A 20,721-nucleotide genomic window follows, 5' to 3' on the forward strand; every position below is an offset into this window, starting at 1 on the left:
GATCATTTTGAAAAATATACTAGAATAAGAGCATAACTTTATACTAAATTCAGAAGGAGGCTTTATGATGGAGAAAAAGATTCATTATAAGATGCATAAAGTTAAGAAAAACTGGGTAGCGATTGCTTTGACTACCTTGGCCCTTATTGTAGCACCAAAGGTACTTGGTCTAGAACCAGGCGTTGTCCATGCGGATGATGTAAAGCAGGTTGTGGTTCAAGAACCTGCTACAGCTCAGACTAGTGATCCGGGTCAGCAAACTCCAGCCCAAGCTAAAATAGCATCTGAGCAAGAAGCAGAAAAAGCAACCCCTGCAGACAAGGTGACAGGCGATGTTGCTGCTAGTGAAAAACCTGCTAAACCAGCAGAAAATACAGAAGCAACAGTTCAAACCAATGCTCAAGAGCCTGCTAAACCAGCAGATACGAAAGAAGCATCTACAGAAAAGGCTGCTGTTGCTGAAGAAGTTAAAGCTACTAATGCAATCACAGAAACTCCTAAAACAGAAGTAGCAGACCAGGATAAACAAGCAAGGCCAACAACTGCCCAAGAGCAAGATGACAACAAACGAGAAAAAACGGCTGTTGAAGACAAGATTGTTGCAAATCCAAAGGTTGCAAAGAAAGATCGCTTGCCCGAACCTGCTCAAAAACAAGGAGCAGTAGCTGAAAGAATGGTGGCAGCTCAGGCTCAACCTGCACCTGTAAATGCTGACCACGATGATAATGTCCTATCTCACATCAAGACCATTGATGGTAAAAATTACTATGTTCAGGACGATGGTACAGTTAAAAAGAACTTTGCAGTTGAACTTAATGGGAGAATACTTTATTTTGATGCAGAAACGGGTGCCTTAGTTGATTCAAATGAATATCAGTTCCAACAAGGAACCAGCAGTCTCAATAATGAATTCTCCCAAAAGAATGCTTTCTATGGTACGACTGACAAGGATATTGAAACTGTAGACGGTTATTTGACAGCAGATAGCTGGTATCGTCCAAAGTTCATCTTAAAAGATGGAAAAACATGGACGGCTTCGACAGAAACAGACTTGCGTCCTCTTTTGATGGCTTGGTGGCCTGATAAACGTACTCAGATTAATTACCTCAACTATATGAACCAGCAAGGTCTGGGAGCAGGTGCTTTTGAAAACAAAGTTGAACAAGCTCTTCTGACAGGTGCTTCTCAGCAGGTTCAGCGCAAAATTGAGGAAAAAATTGGTAAAGAAGGCGATACCAAATGGTTGAGAACGCTGATGGGTGCCTTTGTCAAAACCCAGCCAAACTGGAATATCAAGTCAGAGTCTGAAACAACTGGTACTAAAAAGGACCACTTGCAGGGTGGAGCTTTGCTTTATACTAATAATGAGAAGAGCTCTCATGCTGACTCTAAGTTCCGTCTGCTTAACCGTACCCCTACTAGTCAAACAGGGACACCTAAGTACTTTATTGACAAGTCAAACGGTGGTTATGAGTTCTTGCTTGCTAACGACTTTGACAACTCTAATCCAGCTGTTCAGGCCGAACAACTCAACTGGTTGCATTTTATGATGAACTTTGGAAGCATTGTAGCCAATGATCCGACTGCTAATTTTGATGGAGTTCGTGTCGATGCGGTGGACAATGTCAACGCAGACTTGCTCCAAATCGCATCTGACTACTTCAAGTCTCGCTACAAGGTGGGAGAAAGTGAAGAAGAAGCCATCAAGCATTTGTCTATCTTGGAAGCTTGGTCTGATAACGATCCTGACTACAACAAAGATACTAAAGGTGCTCAACTAGCAATTGACAACAAGCTACGCTTGTCCTTGCTTTATTCATTCATGCGTAATCTATCTATCCGTAGCGGAGTAGAGCCAACGATTACAAATAGTCTAAATGACCGTTCTTCTGAAAAGAAAAATGGCGAACGAATGGCTAACTATATCTTTGTGCGGGCCCATGACAGTGAAGTACAAACCGTTATTGCCGACATCATCCGGGAAAATATCAATCCAAATACGGATGGTTTGACCTTTACTATGGATGAACTCAAGCAAGCCTTCAAGATCTACAACGAAGATATGCGCAAGGCAGACAAGAAGTATACGCAGTTCAACATCCCAACTGCTCATGCTCTCATGCTCTCCAATAAAGACTCTATCACTCGGGTCTACTATGGTGACCTCTATACCGATGATGGTCAATACATGGAGAAAAAATCTCCTTACCACGATGCTATCGATGCCTTGTTGCGTGCTCGTATTAAGTATGTAGCAGGTGGACAAGACATGAAAGTCACATATATGGGTGTACCTCGTGAGGCTGATAAATGGTCTTACAATGGTATTTTGACTTCTGTTCGCTACGGTACTGGTGCCAATGAAGCAACAGATGAAGGAACAGCAGAAACCCGTACCCAAGGGATGGCTGTTATTGCTTCTAACAACCCTAACCTGAAACTGAACGAATGGGATAAACTGCAAGTCAATATGGGAGCAGCCCACAAGAATCAATACTATCGCCCTGTGCTTTTGACGACCAAAGATGGTATTTCCCGCTATCTAACTGACGAAGAAGTGCCGCAATCGCTCTGGAAGAAGACAGATGCTAATGGTATTTTAACCTTTGATATGAATGATATTGCAGGCTATAGCAATGTACAGGTTTCTGGATATCTGGCTGTTTGGGTACCAGTTGGCGCTAAGGCAGATCAGGATGCTCGTACAACAGCAAGCAAGAAGAAAAACGCTAGTGGTCAGGTCTACGAATCTAGCGCAGCTCTTGATTCTCAGTTGATTTACGAAGGATTTTCTAACTTCCAAGACTTTGCAACCCGCGATGACCAATATACCAATAAAGTCATTGCTAAAAATGTCAACCTCTTCAAGGAATGGGGAGTAACTTCATTTGAGCTACCACCTCAGTATGTATCTAGCCAAGACGGTACTTTCTTAGATTCTATCATTCAGAATGGTTATGCCTTTGAAGACCGCTACGATATGGCCATGAGTAAGAACAATAAATATGGTTCTTTAAAAGATTTGCTCAATGCTCTCCGTGCGCTTCACAGTGTCAATATCCAAGCCATCGCGGACTGGGTACCAGATCAAATCTATAACCTACCAGGTAAGGAAGTGGTAACAGCAACACGTGTCAATAACTACGGAACCTACCGTGAAGGTGCAGAAATCAAGGAAAAACTCTATGTAGCTAATAGTAAGACCAATGGAACTGATTTCCAAGGTAAGTACGGTGGCGCCTTCTTAGATGAGCTCAAAGCTAAATATCCAGAAATCTTTGAACGAGTACAGATTTCCAATGGTCAAAAGATGACAACAGATGAGAAGATTACCAAGTGGTCGGCTAAGTACTTCAATGGTACCAATATCTTAGGTCGTGGTGCTTACTATGTTCTTAAAGACTGGGCTAGCAACGACTATCTCACTAACAGAAATGGCGAGATAGTATTGCCTAAGCAATTAGTTAATAAGAATGCTTACACAGGATTTGTTAGTGATGCCAATGGTACTAAGTTCTATTCAACTAGTGGTTATCAAGCTAAAAATTCCTTTATCCAAGATGAAAATGGAAATTGGTATTACTTCGATAAACGAGGCTATCTTGTAACAGGTGCTCATGAAATTGATGGCAAGCACGTTTATTTCTTGAAGAATGGTATTCAACTTCGTGATTCTATCCGTGAAGATGAAAATGGTAATCAGTACTACTATGATCAAACTGGTGCCCAAGTTCTCAACCGTTACTACACTACTGATGGTCAAAACTGGCGTTACTTTGATGCCAAGGGCGTTATGGCTCGAGGTCTTGTCAAGATAGGAGATGGACAGCAATTCTTTGATGAAAACGGCTATCAGGTTAAGGGCAAGATTGTGAGTGCTAAAGATGGCAAACTTCGTTACTTTGACAAGGATTCAGGAAATGCTGTTATCAATCGTTTTGCTCAAGGTGATAACCCAAGTGATTGGTACTATTTCGGAGCAGATGGAGTTGCAGTGACAGGTCTTCAAAAGATTGGTCAACAAACACTTTACTTTGACCAAGATGGCAAGCAAGTCAAGGGCAAAATCGTGACACTTTCAGATAAGAGTATCCGTTACTTTGATGCCAACTCAGGAGAAATGGCGGTCGGCAAGTTTGCTGAAGGTGCCAAGAACGAATGGTATTACTTTGACAAAACTGGTAAAGCAGTGACAGGTCTTCAAAAGATTGGCAAACAAACACTTTACTTTGACCAAGATGGTAAGCAAGTCAAGGGTAAAGTAGTAACTTTGGCTGATAAATCCATCCGTTACTTTGATGCCGACTCAGGAGAAATGGCAGTCGGCAAGTTTGCAGAAGGTGCCAAGAACGAATGGTATTACTTTGACCAAACTGGTAAAGCAGTGACAGGCCTTCAAAAGATTGACAAACAAACACTTTACTTCGACCAAGATGGCAAGCAAGTCAAGGGTAAAATCGTGACACTTTCAGATAAGAGTATCCGTTACTTTGATGCTAACTCAGGAGAGATGGCAACCGACAAGTTTGTCGAAGGTTCCCCAAATGAGTGGTATTATTTTGATCAAGCTGGAAAAGCAGTGACAGGCTTGCAGCAGGTTGGTCAACAGACTCTCTATTTCACGCAAGATGGCAAGCAAGTCAAAGGAAAAGTTGTTGATGTGAATGGAGTTAGTCGATATTTCGATGCCAATTCAGGGGATATGGCTCGAAGCAAATGGATTCAACTTGAAGATGGAAGTTGGATGTATTTTGACCGCGATGGTAGAGGTCAAAACTTCGGAAGAAACTAATCGAATGTAGCTCAATAAAAATCAAACTTTATCTGATGATATACAAAAACGATAACTCCTTTAAAGGACGTTATCGTTTTTTGCCTGTTTGGAGAATAAATTACAATTGAAAAGAAAGATGGAATCATTGGAAACTGAAATGAATTAACAAGAGATTCCATATTGGAATAATCTTTTTCTGCTCTCTAATGTGGTATTCAAAGCAATGAGGATTCTATTTTTAAAGTTTGGAAATCCAAAAGCGTTTCGTTTGCGAATAATGACGCGGTTGTTAGTAATTTCTATTTTTAAATTTGTACATTTGAGAGAAGAAAGATTTTGCTTGATTATTCATGGAGGAGCTATTCTTCACAAAAAGGCTCCATAGATGCATTAGTGTTTTACACTCTATAGAAATTATAGAGCCGAAAAATCTAGGAAATCATCGCTTTTTTCATAAAAAAATGCTATAATGAAGGGTATGAAATATCACGACTACATATGGGATTTAGGTGGTACCCTATTGGATAATTACGAGACTTCTACAGCAGCTTTTGTAGAAACCTTGGCCCAATATGGAATAGAGCAAGAACACGACCGTGTTTACGAAGCCTTGAAGGTTTCGACAGCTTTTGCCATTGAGAAGTTTGCCCCAGATATCGAGGATTTTTTAGAGCACTACAAAGAAAATGAAGCACGTGAGCTAGAGCACCCAGTTTTGTTTGAGGGAATTCCAGAGTTACTCAAAGACATCTCTGATAAGGGTGGACGCCATTTCTTAGTTTCTCATCGAAATGACCAAGTACTAGAACTTCTTGCTAAGACCCAGATAGCGAACTACTTCACCGAGGTGGTGACTGCTAGTTCTGGCTTTAAACGGAAGCCAGATCCTGAGTCCATGATTTATTTACGTGATAAATATCATATTACATCTGGTTTGGTCATTGGTGACAGAAATATTGATGTAGAAGCAGGTAAAGCTGCTGGCTTAGATGCCTATCTTTTTAATAACGTTGCGACATTGAGACAAGCAATAGACATGTAAGAAAAGGGAAAAAATGACAGAAGAAATCAAAAATCAACAGGCACAAGATTATGATGCCAGTCAAATTCAAGTTTTGGAGGGACTTGAAGCTGTTCGTATGCGTCCAGGTATGTATATTGGATCGACTTCAAAAGAAGGTCTTCACCATCTAGTATGGGAAATCGTTGATAACTCAATTGACGAAGCTCTAGCTGGATTTGCCAGTCACATCCAAGTCTTTATAGAGCCAGATAATTCCATCACCGTTGTGGATGATGGGCGTGGAATTCCTGTTGATATTCAGGAAAAAACAGGACGTCCCGCTGTTGAGACTGTCTTTACAGTTCTTCACGCTGGAGGAAAATTCGGCGGTGGCGGATACAAGGTTTCAGGTGGATTGCACGGTGTAGGTTCATCAGTAGTAAACGCCCTCTCAACTCAACTAGATGTTCATGTCCATAAAAACGGTAAGATTCATTACCAAGAATATCGTCGTGGTCATGTAGTTGCTGATCTTGAGGTGGTTGGAGATACGGATAAAACGGGAACAACAGTTCACTTCACACCAGATCCAGAGATTTTTACAGAAACAACAACTTTTGACTTTGAAAAATTAAACAAACGTATTCAAGAACTAGCCTTTTTGAACCGAGGCCTTCGAATCTCCATCACAGATAAGCGTGAAGGTCTCGAACAGACTAAACAATACCACTATGAGGGTGGGATTGCTAGCTACGTTGAATATATCAACGAGAACAAGGATGTTATCTTTGATACACCAATCTACACAGACGGTGAGATGGATGATATCACAGTTGAAGTAGCCATGCAGTACACAACCGGTTACCACGAAAACGTCATGAGTTTCGCCAATAACATTCACACCCATGAAGGTGGTACGCATGAGCAAGGTTTCCGTACAGCGCTGACACGTGTTATCAATGATTATGCTCGCAAGAATAAGCTACTAAAAGACAATGAAGATAACCTAACAGGGGAAGATGTCCGTGAAGGCTTGACTGCAGTTATCTCAGTTAAGCATCCAAACCCGCAGTTTGAAGGACAAACCAAGACCAAACTGGGGAATAGTGAAGTAGTCAAGATTACCAATCGCCTCTTCAGCGATGCCTTCACTGATTTCCTCATGGAAAATCCACAGATCGCCAAGCGTATCGTGGAAAAAGGGATTTTGGCTGCCAAGGCTCGTGTAGCTGCCAAACGTGCGCGTGAAGTCACACGCAAGAAATCTGGCTTGGAAATTTCCAATTTGCCAGGAAAACTAGCAGACTGTTCTTCTAACAACCCTGCTGAAACCGAACTCTTCATCGTCGAAGGAGACTCAGCTGGTGGATCAGCCAAATCTGGTCGTAACCGTGAGTTTCAGGCTATCCTTCCAATTCGTGGTAAGATCTTGAACGTTGAAAAAGCTAGCATGGATAAAATCCTTGCAAACGAAGAAATTCGAAGTCTTTTCACAGCCATGGGAACAGGATTTGGTGCAGAATTTGATGTCACTAAGGCTCGTTACCAAAAACTCGTTTTGATGACCGATGCCGATGTTGATGGAGCCCACATTCGAACTCTCTTGCTAACCTTGATTTATCGCTATATGAAACCAATCTTAGAGGCTGGTTATGTCTACATTGCCCAACCACCGATTTATGGGGTTAAGGTTGGAAGTGAGATCAAAGAATACATTCAACCTGGTGCAGATCAAGAAATTAAACTCCAAGAAGCCTTAGCACGTCACAGTGAAGGGCGTTCAAAACCAACCATCCAACGTTATAAAGGTTTGGGAGAAATGGATGACCACCAATTATGGGAAACAACCATGGATCCTGAACATCGCTTGATGGCGCGTGTTTCGGTAGATGATGCTGCCGAAGCAGATAAAATCTTTGATATGTTGATGGGAGATCGAGTAGAACCTCGTCGCGAATTTATCGAAGAAAACGCTGTTTACAGTACACTTGACGTCTAAAAAATGTGGGAAATAGTTCCCTTGGTTTAAAAAATATGATATAATCATTACGATTGTTTCTAGTATAAAAGGAGTTTGATATGTCTAATGGACAACTAATTTATCTAATGGTTGCAATTGCAGTCATTCTGATCTTAGCTTATGTAACAGCTATCTTTTTACGTAAGCGTAATGTAAGCAGATTAACGGCCCTTGAAGAAAGAAAAGAAGAACTCTACAACCTTCCTGTAAATGATGAGGTTGAAGCCGTTAAAAACATGCACTTGATTGGTCAAAGCCAGGTGACCTTCCGTGAATGGAACCAAAAATGGGTTGATTTATCTCTGAACTCATTTGCTGATATCGAAAATCACCTCTTTGAAGCTGAAAGCTACAATAATTCTTTCCGTTTTTTCAAAGCTGCTCACAAGATTGATCAAATTGAGAGCCAAATCGGCTTGATTGAAGAAGACATTGCTGCTATTCGCAATGCCCTTTCTGAACTTGAAAAGCAAGAATCTAAGAATAGTGGCCGTGTCCTTCATGCCTTGGACTTGTTTGAATCCCTTCAACATACCGTTGCAGAAGACTCGGAGAAATATGGGAAGGCCCTTCCTGAGATTGAGAAACAATTGGAAAACATCCAATCTGAATTCTCTCAATTTGTTACCCTAAATTCATCAGGTGACCCAGTTGAAGCGGCAGCAATTCTTGATTCAACTGAAAATCATATTCTTGCTTTGACACACATCGTTGATCGTATTCCAGCTCTTGTTGAAACCTTGACAAAGGAACTGCCAGAACAATTAGCAGATTTGGAAGAAGGCTATCGCAAGCTGTTGGATGCCAACTACCACTTTACAGAAACAGATATCGAGTCTCGTTTCCAACTTTTGCATGAATCTTTGAAGAATAATCAAGAAAACATCCGTCAGTTGGAGTTGGACAATGCAGAGTATGAAAATAATCGCATCCAAGAAGAAATCAACGCCCTTTATGATATCTTCACTCGTGAAATTGCAGCTCAAAAAGTAGTTGAAAGTCTTCTTGCTACATTACCAACTTATCTCAACCACTTGAAAGAAAATAATCAGGTGCTTGTTCAAGATCTTGAACGCTTGACTAAAACCTACCTTCTTCCTGAAAGTGATGGAAATCATGTTCGTCGTCTTCAAGCAGAATTGGCTGCACTTGATACGGCAATCATGGAAGTGACAGAGGATCAAGGTGAGTCAACACAAGCCTACTCTGCTCTTGAAGAACAGTTGGAAATGCTTCAAAGCAACCTCAAGGATATAGAGGATGAGCAAATCTCTGTTAGCGAACGACTTGCGCAAATTGAAAAAGACGACCTCAATGCTCGCCAAAAAGCAAATGTCTATGTGAACCGTTTGCATACTATCAAACGTTACATGGAGAAGAGAAACTTGCCAGGTATTCCTCAAAGTTTCTTGAAACTTTTCTTTACTGCAAGTCATAACACAGAAGATTTGATGGCAGAGTTAGAACAACCACAAGTGAATATTGAATCGGTTAAACGAATTCTTGAAATTGCAACAAATGATATGGAAGCACTTGAAACAGAAACCTATGATATCGTTCAATATGCAACCTTGACGGAGCAACTACTCCAATACTCAAACCGTTACCGTTCATTTGATGAGCGTATCCAAGAGGCCTTCAACGAAGCGCTTGAAATTTTTGAAAAAGAGTTTGACTACCAGGCATCATTTGAAAAAATTTCACAAGCCTTGGAAGTTGCTGAACCAGGGGTTACAAACCGTTTTGTAACTTCATATGAGAAAACACGTGAAGCGATTCGTTTTTAAAAATAGAAGCTTAGAAGATTTCTAAGCTTTTTTATTTTCCTAAAAAAAGACAGAATCCCTGTTTATCATTGAAATAATAGCCTCGATTTGATATGATGGAAATATGAAAAAAAATAGAGCGAAACGTGTTTCTCACGATAAAACGAGAAGGCTATTGCTTTCCCTTGTTGGAATCTTAGGAATTGCTACGATTCTATTAGGGAGTGCTATTGGTTATAAGCTACTACAAAAGCAATCTTACGAACAAAAAATTGAAGCGCTAAAAAGCGAAAAGGACCAGCAATTCAACTCAGGTAGTCAGAAGGACCATTTCCGAAAAGGTCAAGCTGAGGTGATTGCCTACTACCCTCTGCAAGGAGAGGAAGTCATTGCGTCTGTTAGAGAAAAAATCAACCAGGATATCAAAGAAAAGCTGGAAGATAAAGAGGATTTGGTCTTTTATTATAGTGAGCAGTTGGACCCAGTCTTAAAGGGAGTTGTTGCTCGTAGTATCAGTAAGCAAGTCTACGATTTGTCTGCATCAAAGGTTGAAGAAAAAGAAAAGACTTCCTTAGGGAAAATTTTCTTGACTGAAGATGGGAAAGATTTTGACCTTAGCAAACTCTTCAAAGATGCTAGCAAGGCTAAGGAACTCTTACTGACTCAAATCAAAACAACTCTAGAAGATAAGAAACTTGACCAGGCAAAAATTGATCATGTTATAAAGAGCTTCACAGACCAAGAATTGACATCCTGGAGTTTTGATTATAAGGATAGTCAAATCATCCTTTATCCTGCTAATCCTGGAGAGACTGTTGAGGAAATTGCTCTACCCATATCCAGTTTCTTTGATGTTTTGGAGTCCTCTTATCTATTAGAAAAAGATGCTGAACTTTACCAAGCATACTTTGCTAAGAAAAATAAAAAAGTTGTAGCCTTGACCTTTGACGATGGTCCAAATCCATCTACAACTACACAAGCTTTGGATACATTAGCTAAGTACAAAGTAAAGGCGACCTTCTTTGTACTTGGTAAAAACATCGCTGGCAATGAAGACATCCTTAAACGGATGAAGTCTGAAGGACATGTGGTTGCCAACCACAGCTGGAGTCATCCTGTCCTTTCCCAACTATCTCTCGAAGATGCAAAAAAGCAAATCACGGATACAGAAGATTTGTTAACCCAAGTTCTAGGTTCGAGTTCTAAACTGATGCGCCCGCCTTATGGTGCTATCACTGATGATATTCGAAATGGCCTTGATTTAAGCTTCATCATGTGGGATGTGGATAGTTTGGACTGGAAGAGTAAAAATGAGACAGCCATTTTGACAGAGATACAGCGTCAGGTTCGCAATGGTTCCATCATCCTCATGCATGATATCCATGGTCCTTCTGTTAATTCCCTACCAAGTGTTATTGAGTATTTAAAGGGTGAAGGGTATACATTTGTGACCGTTCCCGAATTACTCAATTCTCGCTTGAAAGCTCACGAAATGTATTATGACCGTGATCAATAATCTTCAAAATCTAAAGAGACATGCCTCTGTTAATCGGGTTTTGTTTCTTTAGATTTTCTTCACATAGAAAGGAGAAACGATGAAATCTTATACCCTTAATAATGGAATTTCAATTCCTGTACTAGGATTTGGAACATGGAAAGCTGAAAATGGAGAGGTGGCCTACCAAGCCGTTTTAGAAGCCTTAAAGGCCGGCTATCGTCATATCGATACTGCAGCTATCTATAAAAATGAGGAAAGTGTTGGACGTGCTATTCGAGATAGCGGTATTCCAAGACAAGAAATCTTTGTAACGACCAAACTCTGGAATACCAATCACAGCTATGATGAAGCTCGCCAAGCATTTGAAGAATCAATGGAAAAACTGGGATTGGATTATCTAGATTTGTACCTTATCCATTGGCCAAATCCTAAACCTTTAAGAGAAAATGGCGAATGGAAAACTCGCAATGCTGAAGTCTGGAGAGCGATGGAGGATCTTTACCAAGAAGGCAAAATCCGTGCCATCGGCGTTAGTAACTTCCTCCCCCATCATTTGGATACCTTGCTTGAAACAGCAAGAATCATTCCAGCGGTCAATCAGGTGCGCTTGGCACCAGGAGTTTATCAAGTGGAAGTGGTTGACTACTGTAGAGAGAAAGGAATTCTCTTAGAGGCTTGGGGACCTTTTGGCCAAGGAGAGTTGTTTGAACAGAAAGAAGTCCAAGAAATTGCTGCGAAGCATGGGAAATCAGTGGCTCAAATTGCCTTGGCTTGGAGTTTGGCAGAAAGTTTTTTACCCCTACCTAAGTCAGTGACAGTCTCTCGTATCCAGAGCAATCTCGACTGTTTTGGAATTGAACTCAGCAAAGACGAGCGAGAAGTCTTAAAGACAATTTCAGTGACTTCGGGCGCACCTCGTGTGGATGAGATGGATTTTTAGTTTGTAAAATCTATTTATACTGAAATAACAAAGACTAGGAATTTTAATCCTAGTCTTTTTGTGTATAAAAAATCTAGATTGTTTGTATAATGAAATAATTTCATGGATTGAAATATAGGAACAAATTTAGAAAATATTGGTTTGATGGAGAAAATAACACGAATGATAAAATTAAATAAGTAAGATATATACGTAAATATTACATTTTTGTGACAATTCAGATTTTTGTAAAAATTTATACCTATTTGCGCTATAATAGGTATACTTTAAAGAAAAAGGAGATTATGTATGAATAGACGACAACGTTTTTCATTACGGAAATACAAATTTGGTCTTGCTTCAGTTTTATTGGGAACTGCTTTGGTTTTTGGAGCAAGTCAAGTCAGTGCCAATGAGCAGAGTACAGGTGAAAATCAAGCTCAAACTCAGGAAATTAAGACAGAGCTAAAAGACGATAAACACTCAAACTCTGCGACTGACCAAACCAATAATAATGTGATAGCTCCAGTAGTTGGAGAGAAACAAGAAGCTGAAACTTCTAAAGAGGATGCTAGTAAACAAGATGCTAAGGTAGAAGCTTCGGTTGATAAAACTGCTGAAGCCCAAGAATCAGGAAAAGATAGCGCAGTTGCAAAAGAAGTAGACCAAGGTGTCGTTCAAAAAGAAACAACAGTCGCTACCAGTCCAGCGCCTGCTACTGAGAAGGCTTCTAACATAGAGAACAAAGAGGCTCAAGCAACGACAGCTCCTAAAACTACTGGAGAAACAGCAACTACTGAAAAAGAACAAGAAAAAGCTGAGTCTGCAAAACCCAATAGTCTTTCAAGTAATGATATCATCACAGTACCGAAAACTTGGAAGGCTGGTTACAAGGGAACAGGGACCGTTGTTGCCATTATTGACTCTGGACTTGATTTGAATCATGAGGTACTTCGAATTTCGGATCCGTCAAAAGCAAAATTTAAAAACAAGGAAGCCATTGAAGCAGCTAAAAAGGCTGCTGGAATCGACTACGGTAAATGGTATAGTGATAAGGTTGTCTATGCCTATGACTACTTTGACGGAACAGATAAAATCAAAGAAGCAGAAAGAACTTCTCATGGGATGCACGTAACAGGGATTGCAGCTGGAAATCCTGATAAAGAAGCACCGAATGGCGAAAAAGTTTATGGTGTGGCGCCAGAAGCCCAAGTCATGTTTATGCGTGTCTTTTCAGATCGCCAAAAAACGACCAGTTCTGCCCTTTATGTAAAGGCGATTGATGATGCAGTTGCCTTAGGAGCAGATGCCATTAATATGAGTTTGGGATCTAGCACTGGTTCTATGGTGGATGCTGGTTCCGATATCGTGGATGCCATCAAACGGGCTCGTGCCAAGGGAGTATCTGTTCTTATCTCAGCAGGAAATAGCAATACATTCGGAAATGGTTATTCAAAACCACTAGCCGAAAACCCAGACTATGGCTTGGTTGGAAATCCATCCACTGTTGAAGATTCGATTTCAGTTGCTTCTGTCAACAATAAAACATTGACGACAGCGGTTTTTGAAGTCAAAGGTCTAGAGGGAAATGCCGGCCTTCATAACGGAAAATTTGATTATAATCAACCTGAAGCAGATAAGGACTTTGAAAAAGGAAAAGAGTATGAATACGTCGAAGCAGGGTTAGGTCGTGAAGAAGACTTTGCGAAGTTGGATTTAACTGGGAAACTTGCCCTCATTCAGCGTGGAGCCATGAACTTTTCAGAGAAGATCAAAAATGCACGAAAACACGGTGCAGTTGGTGCTTTAATCTACAATAATGTAGAGGGTGCAAACATCAATATGTCTATTGATGATGAAGCAAAGAAAATTCCTTCTGTATTTATTTCTAAACAGTATGGTGAAGCCTTAAAATCTGGGAACTACAAGATTGTTTTTAATGGTAAGATGGATAATCGTCCTTCTGATGTAGCCAATCAGCTATCTGACTTTTCAAGTTGGGGAGTGACTACTGATGGACAATTGAAACCGGATGTGACAGCTCCTGGCGGCAATATCTACTCATCCTTTAATGACAATACCTATGGTAGTATCAGCGGAACCAGTATGGCGGCTCCTCACGTTACGGGTGTTGCAGTTTTGGTTAAGGAATACCTTCAAAAACACCATCCAGAATTGACTCCTGAGCAAGTATCAGAGACTGTCAAGGCCTTGATCATGTCAACTGCAAAACCACATGTTAATAAGGACACAGGCACTTATACCTCTCCTCGTCAGCAAGGTTCTGGTATTGTGGATACAGCTGCTGCAGTGTCAACAGACCTCTATGTAACGGGTGAAAATGGTTATCCAAGCGTGACTTTAGGAAATGTTGGAGATCAATTTACTTTCAAGGTCACTGTACACAATATTTCAGATACTGACCGTACTCTCAAGATGGTAGTGAATACCAATACAGACGAAGTCCAAAATGGAAAATTCACCCTTCGACCTCGAAAACTAACGGAGACAGTCTGGCCTGAAGTGACTGTTAAAGCCCACAGCAGTCAAACAGTCACTGTTAAAGTGGATGCTCGAAAATTTGCTGCTGAACTCAGCAAACAAATGCCAAATGGCTATTTCCTTGAAGGGTTTGTTCGATTTGTAGATCCAGCAGATGATGGGGATGTTGTGAGTCTTGCATTTATGGGCTTCCGAGGTAAATTCCAAAATCTCCCTGCTGTCGAAAAACCAATTTACAATCTTGTCCGAGAAGGGAAAAATGGATTTTACACAGAGGTAGACAAGGAAAATCCTGCAGTTAACTACTCTAATGCTGCGACCTATCTAGCCACCTTGCAAAATGACCTTCTAGTTTCTAAAGGTCAACGCCAAGGACGCCGAATTACCGTTCTTGGAATTGAACAAAATGCTGAAGGTAAGCATGTTCTTCAGTTGGACGAAAAAGGGAATGTCCGTATTGCTATTTCTCCAAACGATGATGGAAACAAAGACCTAGTTGAATACAAAACGGTTGCTTTGAGAAATCTTGTAAATCTTCGGGCTACAGTTTATGCGGCTACGGATACCAAGCATGAACATCCTATTTGGGAGGGCGATGCAAAGGATCTTCGCAAGAATTACTTTGATGGAGACAGTAGAAATCTGAAGAGTTATATTCTAGATAATACCGCTTGGAGAGGTCAGGATTTTGATGGCAATACTGTTGCAGATGGTTTATATGACTATGTTATCAGTTATACACCAGACGTTCCAGGAGCTAAAGAACAATACACGACCTTTAAAATTCAGATTGATACTCAAAAACCTGTCATCACAAGTGGTTATATTCGCTTTAAAGATGGAAATCAAGAATTCGTAGCTCGAAAACCAAAAGATGTGGGTCAAGGTGGTATCCTTTCAGAAAAAGTCTTCTATATCACACCATTTGACCAGAAAGGGACCATGGTTTTAACTGGGAAAGACCAGTCTGGAACTCGTGCGCTTGAGAACACCCATCTGATCAAAGCCAATGCTGATGGTAGTTATACACTTCCTAAGGATGTTGACAAGGCTAATATTTACTATCTTGTAGAGGATTATGCAGGAAATGTAGACTATATCTCACTTGCTGAACTTGTCCGCGATCAAAATAGTGGGCGAGTGAAAATTGCCTTGAAGGATGCAAAAACAAACCAGGATATTGATACCCTCTACGTCTATCGAATCAAAAATAGCAAGGGGCAATATGTTGATGTTGACAAGACAAAAGCGATTCATTTCTTACAATTTGGTCATTATACAGCAGAAATTTTCAGTTATGACCGAACAGAATTGAAATTTATCAGTGCCTTGTCCCAAGAGTTTGACTTGACGGAAGAAAATAGTTTCCAAACCATTACCTTCCTAGCAAATCTCCTAGAATATGCACCAGTGTCTGTTTCCTTCAATCAAGCCGTTCCAAAGACGACTACAGTGGTTCTGAAAGGTGAAGATGGGACAAGTATCACTCTTCCTGCTGAAAAATACGGTCAATACGCCTTTGGTAAGAAAGTTGCTACAGGTCGTTATACTGTACAAGTCACCTTGCCAACTGGATATGAACTCCTTGAAGATCTCGTTTCCTTGCTCGTTCAGCCAGGTCGAAATAATGCTTTGCGTCTATCTGTTGTGTCTAAGTTGGCTTTGATTGCTGCGGTAAATCAACAAAAAGAACTGGTAGAAACGTCTCGCTACTTTAATAGTAGTGCAGATAAGAGAAAAGCTTATGACCAAGCTTTCCAAGTGGCGCAGTCAGCCTTGTCAAGCAAGTTGAAGCAAGAATTGATTGATGGCGTTCTCGCTAGTCTTGAAGCTGCTGGTAAGGCTTTGGATGGAAAAGATTCGAACGTTACAGCCTTGAAAGAAGCTATGAAAGCTTACTATGCAACGACTAAAACTGGACGATATGCGAATGCCAAGGAAAAAGTACGTCGAGCTTATGATCGTGCCTTCCAAGAAATTGCCTTACTAGCTGTAGATCCTAAAGTCAAACAGGATCAAATTGATCAATCTCTTATTGTCCTAGCAACAGCTAAAAGCAAACTGAATGGCAAAGCTACTGACTTCTCTAGTCTGAAGAAACTGGTCAAAGATGAACGCCTTTTCCAAGAAAAGAACGCGAGATTTATCTATGCAGACAAGAAAGAAAAAGCAGCTTATCTTTTAACTTTTAAAGAGGCACAGGAACTCCTTAAAGATCCAGGAGCTAGCCAAGAAGATGTCAAAGATGCCATTACAGCCTTGAAACAAGCCAAGAGAAATCTGCATGGCAAAAAACCAAAAGTGAAAAGACATCCTTAAACAGGATTTTCTGAAGCTTTACTATTAAATGAGTCTGGAACTTTGTTTTCAGACTCATTTTTGGTTTACACTAGCTAGAAAATCTGCTATAATACTAGCTAGGAAAGAAAGTCTTATGGCGTTCTTCAAGCGAGCTTGGGATAGTGGGAGCCAAGTAGAACAAGGTAAGAAACTGGCGCTTTCTGTCGTATTTTTAAAAACAATGAAGTAATAAATTAGGGTGGAACCGCGTTTCTGACGCCCCTAGTCGCAAGGCTTGGGTGTTGAAATTCGGTTCTTTTTGAATTTCGTCTAATGCCTAAGTAGAAAGGAGCATAATGCTTAAAGGATCTTGTTTATGCAAAGCAGTGACCTACACTTTAGATGAGGAATTGTCGGAATTAGTTTTTTGCCACTGCTCATTCTGTCGGAAAGCAACTGCGTCTGCCTATACAGTGAATGCCAAAGTTAGCAGTAAAAACCTAGTATTGCATGGAAAAGAACAGTTGGTTACCTATAGTTCATCTCCAGGAAAACAACGCTATTACTGTCAGAACTGTCATAGTCAAATTTTCACTGCTCAAGAAAATATACCAGAAGTCTGTGCTTTGAAACTAGGTACAATAGACGAATGCGATCAGAATTTACAAACGGTTCCCAAACGTCATATTTTTCAAGACCCAGCTTTTTCTTGGTTGCTTGATGAATAAAGCTAAAAAGATAATATAAATTAAAGGAGTATTCAATGTCTAAGAAATTAACATTTCAAGAAATTATTTTGACTTTGCAACAATTTTGGAATGACCAAGGTTGTATGCTCATGCAGGCTTACGATAATGAGAAAGGTGCGGGGACAATGAGTCCTTACACTTTCCTTCGCGCTATCGGACCTGAGCCATGGAATGCAGCTTATGTAGAGCCATCACGTCGTCCTGCTGACGGTCGTTACGGGGAAAACCCTAACCGTCTCTACCAACACCACCAATTCCAAGTGGTCATGAAGCCTTCTCCATCAAATATCCAAGAACTTTACCTTGAGTCTTTGGAAAAATTGGGTATCAATCCTTTGGAACACGATATCCGCTTCGTTGAAGATAACTGGGAAAATCCTTCTACTGGTTCAGCTGGTCTTGGATGGGAAGTTTGGCTTGATGGGATGGAAATCACTCAGTTCACTTACTTCCAACAAGTCGGTGGATTGGCAACTGGACCTGTGACTTCGGAAGTTACCTATGGTTTGGAACGTTTGGCTTCTTACATTCAAGAAGTGGACTCTGTCTATGATATCGAGTGGGCCGATGGCGTAAAATATGGAGAAATTTTCATCCAGCCTGAGTACGAGCACTCAAAATATTCATTTGAAATTTCGGATCAAGAAATGTTGCTTGAAAACTTTGATAAGTTTGAAAAGGAAGCTGGTCGTGCCTTGGAAGAGGGCTTGGTTCACCCTGCCTATGACTATGTTCTCAAATGTTCACATACCTTTAACCTGCTTGATGCGCGTGGTGCTGTATCCGTAACCGAGCGCGCTGGCTATATCGCTCGTATCCGTAACTTGGCCCGTGTCGTAGCTAAAACTTTTGTCGCAGAACGCAAACGCCTAGGCTACCCACTTTTGGATGAAGCAACACGAGCTAAACTCCTAGCAGAAGACGCAGAATAAAGAGAGTGACAGTTTACGAAAATGGGCGAACAGAGTGAGCCTTGAGCCAGTTGCCGTAGTGATGAAGGTATCCTTAGCGAAGCTAAGGATACTAGGCAAAATTGGAGACTTTCGGCTCCAATTTTAGCAATGAAACAACGAAGTTGGTTGCTTGCGTGCCAATCACATAAGGCAAACTGGAAAATAAAAAGATACTTTTCGGAGAAAAAATATGACAAAAAACTTATTAGTAGAACTCGGTCTTGAAGAGTTACCAGCCTACGTAGTAACTCCAAGCGAAAAACAATTAGGTGAAAAAATGGCAGCCTTCCTCAAGGAAAACCGCCTGTCTTTTGAAGCCATTCAAACTTTCTCAACACCACGTCGTTTGGCTGTTCGTGTGACTGGACTTGCAGACAAACAGTCTGATTTGACAGAAGATTTCAAGGGTCCAGCAAAGAAAATCGCCTTGGATAGTGATGGAAACTTCACCAAAGCAGCTCAAGGATTTGTCCGTGGAAAAGGCTTGACAGTTGAAGATATTGAATTCCGTGAAATCAAAGGTGAAGAATATGTCTATGTTACCAAGGAAGAAGTGGGGCAACCAGTTGAAGCCATTGTTCCAGGTGTAGTAGACGTCTTGAAGTCACTGACTTTCCCTGTCAGCATGCACTGGGCTAACAACACTTTTGAATATATCCGCCCTGTACACACTTTGACTGTTCTTTTAGATGAAGAAGAGTTTGATTTGGATTTCCTTGATATCAAGGGTGATCGTGTGAGTCGCGGTCATCGTTTCTTGGGACAAGAAACCAAGATTCAGTCAGCATTGAGCTACGAAGAAGATCTTCGTAAGCAGTTTGTAATCGCGGATCCACGTGAACGTGAGCAAATGATTGTTGACCAAATCAAGGCAATCGAAGCTGAACATGGTGTACGTATCGAAATTGATGCTGATTTGCTCAATGAAGTCTTGAACTTGGTTGAATACCCAACTGCCTTTATGGGAAGTTTTGATGCCAAATACCTTGAAGTTCCAGAAGAAGTTTTGGTAACTTCGATGAAAGAACACCAACGTTACTTTGTTGTTCGTGATCAAGACGGTAAACTCCTACCAAACTTCATTTCAGTTCGTAACGGAAACGCAGAGCATTTGGAAAATGTCATCAAAGGAAATGAAAAAGTTTTGGTAGCCCGCTTGGAAGACGGTGAATTCTTCTGGCGTGAAGACCAAAAATTGGTCATTTCAGATCTTGTTGAAAAATTGAACCATGTGACTTTCCATGAGAAGATTGGTTCCCTTCGTGAACACATGATTCGTACAGGGCAGATTGCCATTCTCTTGGCAGAAAAGGCTGGTTTGTCAGTGGATGAAACGGTTGACCTAGCGCGTGCAGCAGCCATTTACAAGTTTGACTTGTTGACGGGTATGGTTGGTGAGTTTGATGAGCTCCAAGGTATTATGGGTGAAAAATATGCCCTTCTTGCTGGAGAAACTCCAGCGGTGGCAGCTGCTATTCGTGAACACTATATGCCTACATCAGCCGAAGGTGAACTTCCAGAGAGCAAGGTTGGAGCCATTCTAGCCATTGCAGACAAATTGGATACGATTTTGAGTTTCTTCTCAGTAGGCTTGATTCCATCAGGTTCTAATGACCCTTATGCCCTTCGTCGTGCGACGCAAGGTGTGGTTCGTATCTTGGATGCTTTTGGTTGGCACATTGCTATGGATGAGCTGATTGATAGCCTTTATGCTTTGAAATTCGACAGCTTGACTTATGAAAATAAAGCAGAGGTTATGGACTTTATCAAGGCTCGTGTTGATAAGATGATGGGTTCTACTCCAAAAGATATCAAGGAAGCAGTCCTTGCAAGTTCAAACTTTGTTGTGGCGGATATGTTGGAAGCGGCAAGTGCTCTCGTAGAAGCAAGTAAGGAAGAAGACTTCAAACCATCTGTCGAATCCCTCTCTCGTGCTTTCAACTTGGCTGAAAAAGCCGAAGGAACTGATACTGTTGATCCTGCTCTCTTTGAGAATGAAGAAGAGAAAGCCTTGGCAGAAGCAGTAGAATCACTCGTTTTGTCAGGGACTGTAAGTCAGCAATTAGAACAACTCTTTGCGCTTAGCCCAGTTATTGATGCTTTCTTTGAAAATACCATGGTAATGGCTGAAGATCAGACTGTTCGACAAAATCGTTTGGCTATCTTGTCGCAACTAACCAAGAAAGCAGCTAAGCTCGCACGTTTTAACCAAATCAATACTAAATAAACTCAGTCAAACGGACTGTATCTTATCACA

At 40.9% G+C, this 20,721-nt stretch carries 10 protein-coding genes; all 10 read left to right on the top strand.

Annotation, left to right across the window (positions count from 1 at the left end; genetic code table 11):
- The first annotated feature begins 64 nt into the window (after window positions 1-64).
- The gene (locus P8P68_RS00745; RefSeq protein WP_278275988.1) at window positions 65-4,792 is read left to right on the top strand and encodes a glycoside hydrolase family 70 protein; all 4,728 of its coding nucleotides are present in this window, start codon (window positions 65-67) and stop codon (window positions 4,790-4,792) included.
- A 460-nt stretch (window positions 4,793-5,252) separates the two neighbouring features.
- The gene (locus P8P68_RS00750) at window positions 5,253-5,816 is read left to right on the top strand and encodes an HAD-IA family hydrolase (RefSeq protein ID WP_278276289.1); all 564 of its coding nucleotides are present in this window, start codon (window positions 5,253-5,255) and stop codon (window positions 5,814-5,816) included.
- A 13-nt stretch (window positions 5,817-5,829) separates the two neighbouring features.
- A complete protein-coding gene (gene gyrB / locus P8P68_RS00755) occupies window positions 5,830-7,776 on the top strand; it encodes a DNA topoisomerase (ATP-hydrolyzing) subunit B (protein ID WP_101800153.1) in 1,947 nt (648 codons plus the stop codon).
- 80 nt (window positions 7,777-7,856) lie between these two features.
- On the top strand, window positions 7,857-9,584 hold the full coding sequence (ezrA, locus tag P8P68_RS00760) for a septation ring formation regulator EzrA (RefSeq protein ID WP_278275989.1): 1,728 nt from the start codon (window positions 7,857-7,859) through the stop codon (window positions 9,582-9,584).
- A gap of 103 nt (window positions 9,585-9,687) precedes the next feature.
- Window positions 9,688-11,079, top strand: a complete 1,392-nt coding sequence (gene pgdA / locus P8P68_RS00765; RefSeq protein ID WP_278275990.1) for a peptidoglycan-N-acetylglucosamine deacetylase PgdA — start codon at window positions 9,688-9,690, stop codon at window positions 11,077-11,079.
- 79 nt (window positions 11,080-11,158) lie between these two features.
- Entirely contained in the window at window positions 11,159-12,001 is an 843-nt protein-coding gene (locus P8P68_RS00770; RefSeq protein ID WP_278275991.1) for an aldo/keto reductase, read from the top strand.
- Window positions 12,002-12,289: 288 nt separating this feature from the next.
- Window positions 12,290-16,801, top strand: coding sequence for a S8 family serine peptidase (locus P8P68_RS00775; protein WP_278275992.1), 4,512 nt, complete (start codon window positions 12,290-12,292; stop codon window positions 16,799-16,801).
- 317 nt (window positions 16,802-17,118) lie between these two features.
- Entirely contained in the window at window positions 17,119-17,490 is a 372-nt protein-coding gene (locus P8P68_RS00780; protein ID WP_000912017.1) for a GFA family protein, read from the top strand.
- Between the two features lie 35 nt (window positions 17,491-17,525).
- A complete protein-coding gene (gene glyQ, locus P8P68_RS00785) occupies window positions 17,526-18,443 on the top strand; it encodes a glycine--tRNA ligase subunit alpha (protein ID WP_000038746.1) in 918 nt (305 codons plus the stop codon).
- A gap of 211 nt (window positions 18,444-18,654) precedes the next feature.
- A complete protein-coding gene (glyS, locus tag P8P68_RS00790) occupies window positions 18,655-20,691 on the top strand; it encodes a glycine--tRNA ligase subunit beta (RefSeq protein WP_278275993.1) in 2,037 nt (678 codons plus the stop codon).
- Window positions 20,692-20,721 lie beyond the last annotated feature (30 nt).

Origin of the sequence: Streptococcus sp. D7B5 (assembly GCF_029691405.1) — a bacterium.
Taxonomy (GTDB): Bacteria; Bacillota; Bacilli; order Lactobacillales; family Streptococcaceae; genus Streptococcus.

What these genes read in the sequence shown, in the direction of transcription:
- P8P68_RS00750 (WP_278276289.1), top strand. Translation starts at nt 5,253, where the DNA reads ATGAAATATCACGACTACATATGGGATTTAGGTGGTACCCTATTGGAT.
- glyQ (WP_000038746.1), top strand. Translation starts at nt 17,526, where the DNA reads ATGTCTAAGAAATTAACATTTCAAGAAATTATTTTGACTTTGCAACAA.
- P8P68_RS00770 (WP_278275991.1), top strand. Translation starts at nt 11,159, where the DNA reads ATGAAATCTTATACCCTTAATAATGGAATTTCAATTCCTGTACTAGGA.
- P8P68_RS00775 (WP_278275992.1), top strand. Translation starts at nt 12,290, where the DNA reads ATGAATAGACGACAACGTTTTTCATTACGGAAATACAAATTTGGTCTT.
- glyS (WP_278275993.1), top strand. Translation starts at nt 18,655, where the DNA reads ATGACAAAAAACTTATTAGTAGAACTCGGTCTTGAAGAGTTACCAGCC.
- gyrB (WP_101800153.1), top strand. Translation starts at nt 5,830, where the DNA reads ATGACAGAAGAAATCAAAAATCAACAGGCACAAGATTATGATGCCAGT.
- ezrA (WP_278275989.1), top strand. Translation starts at nt 7,857, where the DNA reads ATGTCTAATGGACAACTAATTTATCTAATGGTTGCAATTGCAGTCATT.
- pgdA (WP_278275990.1), top strand. Translation starts at nt 9,688, where the DNA reads ATGAAAAAAAATAGAGCGAAACGTGTTTCTCACGATAAAACGAGAAGG.
- P8P68_RS00780 (WP_000912017.1), top strand. Translation starts at nt 17,119, where the DNA reads ATGCTTAAAGGATCTTGTTTATGCAAAGCAGTGACCTACACTTTAGAT.
- P8P68_RS00745 (WP_278275988.1), top strand. Translation starts at nt 65, where the DNA reads ATGATGGAGAAAAAGATTCATTATAAGATGCATAAAGTTAAGAAAAAC.